The 13246-nt window shown below is 62.1% G+C and carries 11 protein-coding genes; 3 read left to right on the forward strand and 8 right to left on the reverse strand.

The genetic code is table 11. The features are described 5' to 3' along the window. Positions 1-327: 327 nt before the first annotated feature. A complete protein-coding gene (istB, locus tag IQ35_RS19880) occupies positions 328-1137 on the reverse strand; it encodes an IS21-like element helper ATPase IstB (protein WP_007686496.1) in 810 nt (269 codons plus the stop codon). Further along, positions 1137-2642 carry an IS21 family transposase gene (gene istA / locus IQ35_RS19885; RefSeq protein WP_145075981.1) on the reverse strand — a complete coding sequence of 502 codons (1506 nt, stop codon included), beginning with the start codon at positions 2640-2642 and terminating at the stop codon, positions 1137-1139. The genes istB and istA overlap by 1 nt, the downstream gene beginning before the upstream one ends. 275 nt (positions 2643-2917) lie before the next feature. Here istA and IQ35_RS19890 point away from each other — a divergent pair, with 275 nt between their 5' ends. Then, positions 2918-4540: an ISNCY family transposase gene (locus IQ35_RS19890; RefSeq protein ID WP_030539573.1), complete on the forward strand. Its 1623-nt coding sequence runs from the start codon at positions 2918-2920 to the stop codon at positions 4538-4540. Between the two features lie 317 nt (positions 4541-4857). On the opposite strand, the gene IQ35_RS21660 is transcribed toward IQ35_RS19890, so the two are convergent. Further along, the gene (locus tag IQ35_RS21660) at positions 4858-5808 is read right to left on the reverse strand and encodes a lytic transglycosylase domain-containing protein (RefSeq protein WP_237363775.1); all 951 of its coding nucleotides are present in this window, start codon (positions 5806-5808) and stop codon (positions 4858-4860) included. A 110-nt stretch (positions 5809-5918) separates the two neighbouring features. On the opposite strand from IQ35_RS21660, the gene IQ35_RS19905 reads away from it, so the two are divergent. Beyond that, entirely contained in the window at positions 5919-7214 is a 1296-nt protein-coding gene (locus IQ35_RS19905) for a hypothetical protein (RefSeq protein WP_145075984.1), read from the forward strand. On the opposite strand, the gene IQ35_RS19910 is transcribed toward IQ35_RS19905, so the two are convergent. After that, positions 7211-7480: a hypothetical protein gene (locus tag IQ35_RS19910; protein ID WP_067104971.1), complete on the reverse strand. Its 270-nt coding sequence runs from the start codon at positions 7478-7480 to the stop codon at positions 7211-7213. The genes IQ35_RS19905 and IQ35_RS19910 overlap by 4 nt on opposite strands. A gap of 391 nt (positions 7481-7871) precedes the next feature. Here IQ35_RS19910 and IQ35_RS19915 point away from each other — a divergent pair, with 391 nt between their 5' ends. Beyond that, on the forward strand, positions 7872-8144 hold the full coding sequence (locus IQ35_RS19915) for a hypothetical protein (protein WP_145075987.1): 273 nt from the start codon (positions 7872-7874) through the stop codon (positions 8142-8144). 403 nt (positions 8145-8547) lie between these two features. On the opposite strand, the gene IQ35_RS19920 is transcribed toward IQ35_RS19915, so the two are convergent. The 4 genes from IQ35_RS19920 to IQ35_RS19935 all read right to left on the reverse strand — a co-directional run bounded on the left by IQ35_RS19920 (position 8548) and on the right by IQ35_RS19935 (position 13001). Continuing rightward, entirely contained in the window at positions 8548-11121 is a 2574-nt protein-coding gene (locus tag IQ35_RS19920; RefSeq protein WP_145075990.1) for a cation-translocating P-type ATPase, read from the reverse strand. 393 nt (positions 11122-11514) lie between these two features. Further along, positions 11515-12294, reverse strand: coding sequence for a type I methionyl aminopeptidase (gene map, locus IQ35_RS19925; RefSeq protein ID WP_145075993.1), 780 nt, complete (start codon positions 12292-12294; stop codon positions 11515-11517). Position 12295: 1 nt separating this feature from the next. Continuing rightward, complete coding sequence (locus IQ35_RS19930; RefSeq protein WP_145075996.1) at positions 12296-12502, reverse strand: ParD-like family protein; 207 nt, start codon at positions 12500-12502, stop codon at positions 12296-12298. A gap of 343 nt (positions 12503-12845) precedes the next feature. Beyond that, a complete protein-coding gene (locus IQ35_RS19935; RefSeq protein ID WP_145075999.1) occupies positions 12846-13001 on the reverse strand; it encodes a YdcH family protein in 156 nt (51 codons plus the stop codon). Positions 13002-13246: the final 245 nt, after the last annotated feature.

Genomic DNA, 13246 nt, shown 5'->3' on the forward strand with positions numbered 1-13246 from the left:
TTCCTCATCGTTCCCTCCCAACCGTTGCCGGGAGCAGTCTAGATGAGGCAACAGCCCGTCACTCAGGAGCAAAAACGGTGAGGCAATGCGCCGGTCGGCGTCAATTTTGATGGCCGATAGGTGGCCGCGCCGGTTGGTGAATTCTGGCTACCATTTGCTGTTGCGAGGAGCAACCGTCGAGCGACAATTACGACGCTGGGTAATTGTCGCTGGCGCTGGCCGGAAGCGAGGGTTTGAAGCGCATGGGATGGTTGGCATGTAATTGCCGCTGGCGACAATTACCCGTTGCCTCAGCAAGGGTGCTCCCGAGCGCGAAGCCAGCGACAATTATGATGGCCGGTCCGGGGCGCCATTGGGCGGGTCGTAATCGCCGGCGTTGATGCGGGCGACGGCGGAACGCTTGCGGTAGCTTTCGCCGTTCATCTCGATGATGGTCGAGTGGTGCACGAGGCGGTCGATCGCGGCGACAGTCATGGCGGGATCAGGGAAGACGTTGTCCCATGCCGAAAATGGCTGGTTGGCGGTAATGGCGAGCGAGTGGCGTTCGTAGCGGTGGGCGATGAGCTCGAACAAGGCGCTGGTCTCGACCTGGTCCTTGCGGACGTAGGACAGATCGTCCAGCACGATGAGATCGAACTTGTCGAGCTTGTCGAGCATGGCGGGCAGGCTGAGGTCGCGGCGCGCGGACTGGAGCTTCTGGACCATGTCGGTGGTGGAGCAGAACAGGACGCGCCGCCCCGTGTCGATGAGGGCATGGCCAATGGCGGCAACTGCGTGCGTCTTGCCGGTCCCGCTCTGGCCGAACAGCAGCAGGTTGCCGCCGTTCTCGATCCAGTCGTCACCGGCGGCGAGGGACAAGAGGTGCGGTTTGCGGATGCCGGGGGCGGCGTCGAAATCGAAGGTGGCGAAGGTCTTGCCTGCGGGCAAGCCGGACTGGTCGCGATGGCGCTGGATGCGCCGGGAGGAGCGATCAGCCATCTCGATCTCGAGAAGCGAGGCCAGCAGGTTGGCGGCCGGCCAGCCATCGCGATCGGCGGTGTCGGTGAGGCGCTTCCAGTTGCGGTTGATGCTCGGCAGGCGCAAGGCCTTCAGCAGGGTAGGCAGTACGGCGGCGGCCTGATCCTTGGTGCGCGTCATCAGTGCACTTCCCCGCTGGCGATCAGGCTGTTGTAGCTGTGCAGATCGGGTGGCGGGATAGCGACATCGCGCTGCGATCTTGCGGTTGGCAGGAACTCGTCCCTGAGCGCATCGACATCGGGCAAGCGCCCGCTGTCGAGAGCCTCATCGATCCGCCGGGCCAGCACGTCGACACAGTCGCCCCTGGCGGCGATATCGAGCAGCGCGACGGCATCGCGGCAGGCCTGCCGTCCATCGAGTTGGGCATCGAAGGCTTGCCAGGCCCGCCGGTAGGCGTGATCGGGGAAGAGGGCTTCGCGGTAGACGAGGTTGCGCAGTGCACCGGGCTTGCGGCGCAGGTTACCGATCATGTGCCGGAAATCGATGCTATGCCCCCGGTGGGGATGACTGATCCGCACACGCGGCGTGGACATTACCCTGTCCGGACCGAGGAAGAGCTCGATGCGATCGTCAAAGAGATGCGCATGCAAGCGCCGTCCGACGAGGCGGGAAGGCACCGAATAGGTAACCCGATCGATGGCGACGGTGCCGTTGCGGGTGACATCGACGGTGACCATGGCGAAATCGGTGGTTCGCCTTGCGGGCAGCGCCTTGAGTACCCTGCGTTCTGCATCGATGCGCGCAGCATGTCGCCGGTTCTGTCTGGCGACCTGCGCCTCAACGAACTCGCGCCAGGCCTCGATGCTGACGAAATCGCGGCTGCCCCGCCGGCGTAAGGCCTGATCGAGCCGTCGCTTGAGATGGGCATGGGGACCTTCGATCGATCCGTTCTCGTGCGCCTCGCCGCGGTTGTTGCGGGTAGCAAGCATGCCGTAATGACGACACAGCTCGTCATAGCTTCGGGTGAAATCCCGCTGCGCATCGGCGTCGAGGTTTTTGTAGGCGGCTGACAGGGAATCGCTGCGGTGTTCGGCCGGCGCACCGCCCAGCTTCCACAACGCATCCTGCAGGTGCTCCGAAAGGGCGGCAAAGCTCTCCCCGCCCAGCACGACAGCCGCATGCTCCCAGCCACTCGCCGCCAAGCGGAAGTGGTAGAGGCGATAGGCCAGGGTCTCGCCGGCAACGGTGACCTTGAGACTGTCGCATACCGTGAAATCCGACAGGCCCTGCCGACCGGGCTCATGATGCTGCGGGAAGAAGATCTCCTTCTCGCCGCCGTGCAGTGCCCGCCAGCGGGCGATCCGGCGTTCCAGTGTTCGTCGTATCGCATCGGGAACAGCATCCTCGCCGAACTCGTCCTGGAGCGTCTCGAAGACCGTGACGGCAATGATACCGTCGATCTGGAGCAACTCCTCTATACGTGGCCAGAATGGCTCGAGCGGATCGGCGCGGGTGCGCCAGTGGCGCTCCTTCTTCTTCTGGGACGGAAGCTGCGGATCGTTCTCGATCCGGCGTGCGCTGCGTTCGCTGATACCGGCCTTGGCAGCCGCGACGGCCTGGGTGTGTTGGCGACGATGGGTCATGAAAAGAAATACCTGCTGATCGGAAATGTGGTGGCCCGGCATCGCAAACCCATCGCTCGTTGTTCGATGAGTGTTCCGATACCACCGCCCGCCACAGCCCCGATCTGCCCCCCGAAAGAAGGGGAAAAAGATCGCCACCGGTTGTCTGGTCCGCTCTCCGGTCGGGGCTGCGCCCCTCCCTACGATCAGACCAGACAACCGATCCTACCGGCCATCATAGTCGCCGCTCAACCGGCGCATTGCCTCACCGTTTTTGCTCCTGAGTGACGGGCTGTTGCCTCATCTAGACTGCTCCCGGCAACGGTTGGGAGGGAACGATGAGGAAGGTGAGCATGGCAACGCGGAAAGAATTGATCGAGGCGGTCGGCGCTCGATACCGGGCATGCGATCGGTCAAGTAAAGGCAAGGTGCTCGACGAGTTCGTTGCGGTCACGGGTTTCCATCGCAAACATGCGATGCGGGTTCTCCGGCAGGAGGCATCGGACCGAACTCCTGGGCGTGTCGGGCGCAGGGTCTACGATGAGGCTGTGCGCACTGCACTAGTGGTGTTGTGGGAGGCGAGCGACCGTTTATGCGGCAAGCGGCTTAAGCCGCTCATTCCGATCCTTGTCGAAGCGATGGAAGGTCATGGTCACCTCGATCTGGCGCCGCAGGTCAAGGCCAGTCTGTTCCGGATGAGCGCGGCGACGATCGACCGCTCACTGCGCGCCATACGCGAGGCAGGCCAGACGAAAAAGCGGCGGCGTGGCGTATCTGGAACCGAGCTCCGGCGCAGCGTACCGATCCGTACATTCGACGACTGGGGTGATCCGGCGCCGGGGCACATGGAGGTCGATCTGGTTTCGCACAGCGGACCGGCAGCAAAAGGTAGCTGGGCCTGGACGTTCACTTTAACCGACATCGCAACGGGCTGGACTGAATGCGCACCGTTGCTGGTGCGCGAGCAGACGCTGCTGGTGGCTGTGCTTACCGAACTGCGCAGGCTGATGCCTTTCCCCTTGCTGGGATTCGACTCTGACAACGACAGCGTATTTATTAACGAGACGGTGCGCGATTATTGCGTGGCTCATGGGATCGCGTTCACCCGCTGCCGTCCTTATCGCAAGAATGATCAGGCCTGGGTTGAGCAGAAAAACGGTTCCGTCGTTCGGCGCCTGACGGGCTATCGCCGGTTCGAGGGCCTGGCAGCCACCGGCGCGTTAGCGGAATTGTACACGGCTGCCCGCCTGTTCGTGAACTTTTTCCAGCCATCGTTCAAGCTTGCCGAGAAGCAACGCGATGGCGCCAAGGTCTACAAGCGATACCATGCTCCCGCGACACCGTTCCAGCGGTTGCTGGCCGACCCACGGACCTCCGAGGAGACGCGCCGAAACCTCCGCGAGGCGTTCGCCGATCTCGATCCGGTCCGGCTGTTGCGGGACATCCGAACGGCGCAAGAAAAGTTGGTGGGACTGGCCGACGGGGCAGTCGTAATGAATCCGTCGGAACCCTCGCCGCCAACGCTGGATGCGTTCATGACGAGCCTGCGGACCTTGTGGCACGAAGGCGAGGCAAGGCCGACAGCAACCGCAAAGGCCCCGCAGAAGCGTTGGCGCCGCCGTCCTGATCCGCTTGCGACGGTGACTGAACAGTTGAAGGCGTGGTTCGAGGAGGAGCCATGGCGCACCGGTCGGGAGTTGCTCGAGAAGCTACAGGCTGAGCAGCCTGGCGATTATCCGGATGGTCTGCTGCGGACCGTGCAGCGCCGGTTGAAGGTGTGGCGATCAGAACAGGCGCGTGCCTTGGTATTCAACCCGTCAGCTGCCCCCGCTGGCAGGCGCTTGGGGGCAGAGACCGTCTCTTCGTTGCCGCGCGACTGGGTACCGCTCCGCGTCGCCTCCGGCTCCGCTGCGCGGCCCCCAGTCGCGCAAGGAATAGTCCGTGAGGGTGATCTCCTGTAGGGAGCATTTACGTGAGGCAATGGCTATGCCGCTCGGGAACATCGCTTAATGAGGCAACACGACCGGACACCGTAATCGTCGCGCTACAGCCGGCCTGCCCCGCAAGATCATCGAGGCGCTCGATGAGATCAACGGCATCGACGGATCGGAGGTGAAACGCGATTGGGGCGCGCCCCTCCAGAAGGCGGTCGTCAAGCGGGTCGCCGAAGAAGTCGTGAAGATCCGTGAACGGCGGGCACGGATCACAGATGGCGATGATTTCCAGATCTAGGCGCCGCTATCGCGTCAACGACGCACCGCACGCCGCACGCCCTCGTTCAAAAGGTCGACACCGTCGCCGCGCGTCCGGCAGGACGTGCCGCCGTTGCCGGAACAACGGTCACTTGGGGAACTATGGTCGCCCGGCGCTCAAAACCGCTCAGCCGCGACCAGTTCAACAGCACATTGTCGACATAATCCCGCGTTTCCGGGATCCGCGGCACCGCACCGTTCCGGACGCGGCCAGGTCCAGCGTTGTAGGCCGCCAGGGCAAGGTGATAGTGACCAAAACGGTCGAGTTGCCGCCGCAGATATTTGGCGCCGCCTCGAAGGTTGCTCTCCACATGGTAGCGGTCGACCCCCAGCTGCGCCGCCGTTCCCGGCATCAACTGGGTCAAACCGAAGGCATTTTTGGGCGAATAAATGTTGGGCTGATACTGACTTTCCCGGATGATCATTGCGTCGAACAGACCGACCGGGATGCCATGTTCACATGCAATATTGCTCATCAATCCATAATAGGTCGCCCGGCGGAACTCCGCATCAGACCGCAAGAAGCCGGTCGGGCGGTAGGGCGCTGCGGAACATTCCGGCACGTAACGCGGCGAAGCGGACGCAAATATGGGTCCGCCCCGCATCCAGATCGGGACGGGGATCGATCCTGCCGCCGGGAGCAGACCTGTGGAGGGCGGCACCGATGGCTGCGCCACACTGGTACGCGCCGGTACCTCCGGCGCAGCGCTGAAACTGTCAACCATCTGAAACTCCACCCAGCGGCGGCTCAGATCGTGGATGCGGAACGCGGGGGGCAGTGCCGGCAACGCCGCGTGATCAGCCGCCTGAGGGGCCTCATCCTCGACATCCTCGCCCGCCCGGAGCGGCCTCTGCGGATTGGTGGCGCCCATCGAAATCAACTGGACGCTACGCGCCGCCGGCGGCGGCTCCGCAGCCATACTACCGGTTTCCCACCCTATCGCCGCGACCGCGATGCCGATCAGAAATGCTCGCATGAGATCCTCCCCAATTCGCAATTAGGCCAAGTGGAGAGTATCAAATCCAACCTTGTCAATCCGCGCCGCCGCCATGAGAGCCGGGCGATGAGGGCCTGGGACGGCAGCGCATGTGGCTGATCCCTCGCCGCACCAATGGCCTTGGCTCGGGCAGAATTCCGCTGCCCCAACCTGTGCGCGACGCCCTGGTCCGATGGTATGCCGGCAAGGGCTCAAGGCACGACGAAGAGGCCGGCATCATGCTCGTGCAGCAAGCGCGCATCGGCGAGAAATGGATCGCCTGCGACTGCCTCCAGTCAGGTGAATCCCCCCCGATCCTGACCCCCGCCTTCCTGTCCGAGGCTGAAACCTATTATCTTCGACGGCTCACCAGCACCGACCGCCCCGAGCACCATCCCGACTGCCCTTTCTTCCGCGAGCAGGCCACCAATCGGCTCAGCGAGGTCCACACCCATGAAAGCGCCGCCGATCCGCCGATGGGTTACTTCGAAGTACTGCGCCCGGCGCCGGAGAAGCTCGCGCAAAAGCCCGAAGAAGACAGCAGCAACGACCGGACGCGCCAGGGTTCAGTCCCCCGGCTCGCCCGCCTGCTTTGGCGCCTGCTCCACATTTCCGGTCTCAACCGCGTCCCGCCGCTGACCGAAGATCATGCCGACCATTCGATCAGCGATGAGTTCCGAACACTGTCCGCCGCTGCGGCAAAAGTCGAAATCGCGCCAGGGATCGAGCTCGGCCGCGCCTTCTGGACCCATGCGCAGGCGCTCCACAGCAAGCGCCTCTATGCCAGTCTGCGCGAGATCGCCCGCCGTTGGCCGCGTGGCCATGCGCCCCAGGCCTTCCTGGCCCTTTTCGCACATGAGTTCCGCGGCGCGACGATCCAGGTGTCGGGCTCGGATCCGGTCGTGATCGCCAACCGCGTGCAATCTCCCTCCGTGCGCGGCAATACCATCAAGGGTCCCTATCTGGTCCTCATCGTGGCCGGACAATATCCCGAGGCGCATGGATATGCGCCGCTTCGCGCATACGCCCAGCCGATCCTTTCGGGCCGACGGTTCATGCCCGTCGACTCCGAATTCGAGCGCGCGGTGCTGCGCGATTTGATCAAGCTACGCGTGACATTTGACCGCTATGATATCGACCTGATGATCGAGAAGCCTGTGTTCGACACCCTGACCCAGATCGGTCCCTGCCGGCCGGATTTCCTTCTTGAGGCGCGATCGAGATCCACGGGTGAAATCCGGCACGTCATGGTCGAAGCCATGGGCTCGAATGACGAGATGTACCTGCTTTCGAAAGCCGCAACGCACCCGCGAATGGAGCAACTCGCTCCGCTCGTCTGCGTCTCACCGCTCGATCTCGAGCGGAACCGGATTGCACCAGCCGTCCTGCGCGGCTTCGGCCTCTAGCCCCAGTTCATCGAGGCCGCGAACAAGATGACGATCGCGAGGGTCACGGGCATTGAGGTCAAATAGAGCTTCTGCCAACGCCACCAGGTTCGCGGCACAAACAACAGCGCCGCTTGCCAGGAGGTCACTGCGGTCCAGCTGCGTTCGCGGTACACCGCGCATAGCATCATCCCGATCGAGAGCGCGAACGCCATCGCGCAACAGATCCCGGTCGCCAGATACAATGCCATCCAGTTGGCCGCTTCGACTGTCGTCAGCTGTCCCATCTCGGTTCCACCGGGCCTGTCGTTCAGCAAAAGCCTAACGCAGCGGGCAAATCCGGGCAATCGACACAATACCCATAGGCCATCGTTGACGGGATCGAGCCAAGCAGACCTGGCAGTGCGCCCTACAAGAATATGGCAAGACGAGCACTGGAATGGCGCCTATCCAGACAGCATAGATAACGTCACGCTATCGCACATCACGCAATCAAATAAATATTATTAACAAAACATTTACACTAATTCGGATGATCTTCTGTTCCAACATCTGGATCTGGTAAGGACGGATCGAATTCAAGATTGGGAAGATTACTTATTGAAAGTAAGTGCGCGCCGAATCTAGCAGGCGGGAGAACCCCACGCGCCATGTCGGCGCAGCCGACTGGACGCGCGCATGCAGGCCATAGTTCTCATCATTCTCTATCAGGGGCAAGAGACCCTTGCGGTCTACGACACCGATTCCGCCGCCTGGGATGCACTGCTGGAGTTTGTTGATCAGCGTTGGCAGGGCCGCTTCGGTCACATCCCTCGTCCGGACAACAACGACGAACGCGTCGAGACCTTCTTCAGCGGAGAAGATGTTTATCTGCTTGCCTCGACCGATGTCATCGGTCTCGAGCCGACGCACCGGGGCCCGCGTCACAGCGCGTCGTCATCGGCGCGATAAGGGCCCAGGGCGATGTTCGGGTGCCTCATTCCCGGCGACAGGATCGGGCTTGAAACCACCCAGGTTATCAACAAACGTATGCTCGGCAGTGCGAAGCCGCGGCGCTGAAAGCGCGACCGCTGGCCAAATGCGCACCTGGATCATGCCCGCAAAGACCTTCGGAACGAGCATTCGCGCAGTTGGATCCAACGATGAGCCGACGCATTACCCACCCGGCATCGTTGACCCGGATCCGCGTGCGTATCTGCACCTACCGCACCATCCGCTCCCCCCTGCAATCGAGCGCGGCCTTAGCCGTTCCACGCCCCATGAACAGGGTGAAGACTGTCAGGCCAGCCGCGATTGCACCGCCTCGGCCACCGTCCGCCGCTACCCGGAAGCGCACCGCATAAAAGTTCCAGATTCAAGATAGGCGTCGGCTACCCACCGGCCTGATCAACGGCGCCAGGTGCGCGCCGACCGCTTTGATCAGTTCGAAGGCGCCGAGCAACGCAACGCCTGTCAATATGATCAAGCCGACCTCAACCCAGCCCAGTGGCGCAAAACCCAAACGCTGCTGAAGCGGTTCAACCCCGAAGATCAGGACCGTCCCGGCCAGGATAAATCCCAGGACAAAGCGGAACGCCACATTGTGCCGGACAACCGCCTGGCTGATATGCGCACTGAACGACCGATGGGCGAGAACCAGGGCAATCACCGAGGCGACAAGAGCAAAGAACATGAATGTCCTTAATTCTTCAACCGGCAACGAAATACGGCCCGAAGCGACGAGGATCGCACCGAGCACCGCGAGCGCCAGCCCCCCTTGAAACACCGAACTTGCCACCAAAGGCAGGTTGAACAAACGCTCCTGCGGCGCACGCGGCGGCCGCTGCATCAAATTCTCTTCTTCCTGCTCTGCCTCGAACACAAGTGCGCAGACCGGATCGATGATCATCTCGAGGAGGGCGATCTGGATGGGGCCCAGCAAAATCGGCGTCCCCAGGAGCAACGGCAACAGTGCAAGCCCCGCAATCGGCACATGAACCGCGAAAATGAAACCTATCGCCTTTCGAATATTGTCATAGATCCGCCGCCCCAGCCGGATCGCCGAGACGATCGCGCCAAAATCGTCCTCCACCAGCACGATCGATGACGCCTCCCGCGCAACGTCGGTGCCGCGCTTGCCCATGGCGACACCAATATGTGCGGCCCGCAGCGCAGGTGCATCGTTGACGCCGTCACCCGTCATGGCGACGATGTCACCAGCAGCCTTGAGCGCCGAAACGATCCGCAATTTCTGATCGGGCATCGTCCGCGCGCAGATCGAGACGGTCTTGATCCGCTCCGACAATTCCTCGTCACTCAGGGTGCTGATAGTCGGTCCTGTGAGCGTTTCACCGGCATCGAGACCCGCTTCCGCGCCGATCGCCTGCGCTGTTGCCGCATAGTCACCCGTGATCATGATCACACGGATCCCGGCAGTCCTGCATTGGGCAATCGCCTCTTTGACACCAGGGCGAAGCGGATCCTTCAATCCAACAAGTCCAAGCAGCTCAAAATCATGCTCGAGATGATCCTTCGCCGCCACCTCGCGCGGGACGCGTCCGGCCGCCACGCCAAGGACACGCATGCCGCGCACCGCCATCGCGGTGGCCGCCGCCTCGAGCCGGGCCTGACCCTCCTTGTCGAGCCTGCACAGGCGGCCAATCGCCTCGGGCGCGCCCTTGGCCGCGGCAACGAACGTCGTCTCCTCCCCGGGGCTCTCCCAGATATTCGTCATTGCCAGCAAATCAGGTCGCAGGGTGTTGGTATGTATCAGCGTCCATCCGCGTACATCCTGGCAGGCCGCCGAAACGGCAGCTTCGTGGAAGGCCACCTCCATCGGATCGACGGGGATCGGGGCACTCGCCATCGCACCATATCGCAAAAGCTCGTCGAAACGATCGCTGGCCATCCCCGCCCCAAGATCGGCCGTTTCGCCGGACGCCATCCAGAGTCCGGCTGCAACCATCCTGTTCTGGGTCAGCGTTCCGGTCTTGTCCGTGCAAAGGACCGTAGCCGCGCCCATGGACTCAATCGCCGACGCCCGCCGGGTGAGCACGCCGACCTGCGCGATACGCCAAGCGCCCATTGCCATGAAGATCGCAAGGACGACCGGGAACTCCTCGGGCAGAAGCGACATTCCGATCGCGATGCCGGCGAGCCATGCATCGAGCCATCCCCCGCGCACGAGCCCGTAGAGGAGAACCACCAGGGCAGCGACCGCGATGCCACCAGTCGCGCAGATGCGCACGATCCTGCGCATCTCATGCTGCAGCCGGGGCGCTTCGGTCTCGACGCTGGATAACGATCTGCCAATCTCGCCGATGCGGCTGCGGGGACCCGTAGCCGTCACGCGGGCGAGGCCTCCACCGCGAGTGACGATCGCACCGCCAAAGACATAAGGCAGATCGTCCCCGCCAGGTTCATGCGCGACCGCGTCCTCCTGGAAAGCGCTGCGCTTGCGCACTGGAACGGATTCCCCTGTCAGAAGCGATTCATCGCATTCGAGCCCCTGGGTCCGCAGCACCAGCGCGTCCGCCGCGATCCTGTCCCCTTCGTCAAGAACGAGGATATCGCCTTGAACGACCTCGCGGCCCGGCACGCGCACGGTCCCGCCATCGCGCATGACAAGCGCACGCGGCGCTGAAAGATCCCGCAACGCTTCCAGCACATTCTCGGTCCGGGCTTCCTGCACCACGGTCAGCAGTATCGAGAAACACGCGAACAGAAGCAGGATCAACGCCTCTCCCGTGTCGCCCAGAAGGAGGTAGGTGAGCCCTGCGGCAAGCAGCAGCGCCAACATCGGCTCGCGAAGCACCTCGAGCGCAATCCGCCATGGCGAGCGCTTCTTCTGCCGCGGAAGCTCGTTCGGCCCATCCCGGTCGAGCCGCTCACGAACCTGCGTTGCGGACAAACCATCCAGCGGGCTCTCAATAAGGGATTCCTTGGTCATATGTTGTCCAGTTTCGAGACCTGCAGTCGATGAATAGGGGCACATAGTTTGACCTCGGCGCAATGCACTCAGACGGAAACATCAGGGCGCAGCCCTCTTCGCCCGTCGAACGCATCTAAGCGCATGCCCCGCGCGCGTAATTAAGCAATATCCCCAGTGGAACGCTCGTCAGGCACGCCGCCAGGAGTCCTCAACGGAATGCAGTCGGCGTGATGGCGCCCCTAATCTGCTGGAATGGCTGGCCGATGTACTCGGCAGCATCGGCGAGGGTCACCTGATCAACCGGATCGACGATTTAAGACCATGAGATCTGGTCGCCATCGCAGGCGTGAACGACCGATTTTCGTGGTTAGTCCTCGGGCCGCTTTCGGGGAGTAACTGCAACGAAACCGCCTACGCTACGCGTGCCAGCATCGGCATTTCGTCGCGTCGCAAAGTCAGTACTTCGACGCCGTTCCCGGTAACCGCGACCGTATGCTCGAACTGGGCCGAGAGCTTCCGGTCGTTGGTCACGACCGTCCATCCATCGTCTTGGGTAGAGACCTTGCGCGTACCCTGATTGATCATCGGTTCGATCGTGAAAACCATGCCCTCGCGCAGGCGCACGCCCATTCCCGGCCGCCCGAAATTCATGACTTGCGGCTCCTCGTGCATCTCGCGACCAATGCCGTGCCCGCAAAATTCACGCACAATCGAGTAGCCATTCTTTTTGGCGTGCCGCTCGATTGCGAAGCCGATGGCGCCGATATGGGCGCCAGGCCGCACCTGCCCTATGCCTTTCCACATCGCCTCCTGTGCGACACGCACCAGCCGTTTTGCGGCAGATGAAACGTCGCCGATCAGATAGGTCTTGCTCGAGTCCGCAATGAAGCCGTTCTTCTCCAGCGTGATGTCGAGGTTGATGATGTCGCCGTCCCGGACGATCTCGTCTGCATCCGGCACCCCGTGGCACACGACGTGATTGATCGAGCTGTTCAGGACGAATTTGAAGCCGTACTGCCCTTTGCTCGCCGGACGCGCGGCGAGCTCCACGGTGATGAAGCGATCGACCAGATCGTTGACCTGCAATGTCGACATGCCGGCGAGGTCTTGCTCGTCCAGCATCTCGAAGACGGACGCCAGCAGCTTGCCGGAAACACGCATCAGCGCCAGTTCGTCAGATGTCTTCACCATGTCAGGCAGAGGCCGCTTCGGCGAGGCGAACATGTGCTGCGGAAAATTGCGTCTTGACGATGTCATTGAATGACAAAGTGGGGCTTGCCTCGGCGAGCATACCGATCTTCATCCAGAATTCGGCTTGCGCATTGATGGAACGGCACATCACGGTGCTGGCCCTGCGGACCTCTTCGTGCAGCTCGTCGTTGATTTTCACAATGCCCATGGATGCCCTTCGCCGCTATTTACAATATATGATTCGTATATGAATCGTATCCTTGGGAGTCAATCGACGGCATTGGTGAGCGACTGGTTCCAGGCCGATCATGGCGGGGCATGGACGAGACTATGGGCGATTTCTGACCGGCTGCTTTATTCAGATGATGGAGGGCGGACGGTTATCCTTAATGGAGTAAAAGGCGCCCCCTCCCCCCATTTCGACCGCCACCGCCTGATCTTCAGGGCCGTCACGCGCCAGGCGTCAACGATGCTTCAGACGCGGAGTTGGGCTGGAGCGAGAACAGGCCAGAGCAATCAGGCCGGTTCATGGCTCACGCCCGGGGCAGGCTTCAATGCCTGGCCAGTTCTTCCTTGAGGCGTAGCTTTTGCTTCTTAAGCTGCTGAATCATGACATCGTCCGGCATGGGGCGGCTCATCTCTTCCTGAATCTGGCGGTCGAGGACTGCATGCTTTTGCAGCAGAGCATTCGCATGCGATGTATCCATAGTCCCTTTCTCCTCTTGTTTACGCAGACGAGATCGCGCTGTGGGTCTGTCATGCTCGCAGGACCTCGCCGGCTGCGACATCGGGAAGAGTACGTATCGGCGCGTCCGCGCTAATATGAGCTTGCCGTATGCCCGGCGAGCGTGTTGAGCTCACGGCGACGCCCCCTCTATTCCATTCTCTGTAACCCAAAATTTCCGCTACGGATTCCTACTAGCCTCTCTTATTCACGACGCTCGGTTTCGGG

Source organism: Sphingobium wenxiniae (genome assembly GCF_007830065.1).
Classification (GTDB): domain Bacteria; phylum Pseudomonadota; class Alphaproteobacteria; order Sphingomonadales; family Sphingomonadaceae; genus Sphingobium; species Sphingobium wenxiniae.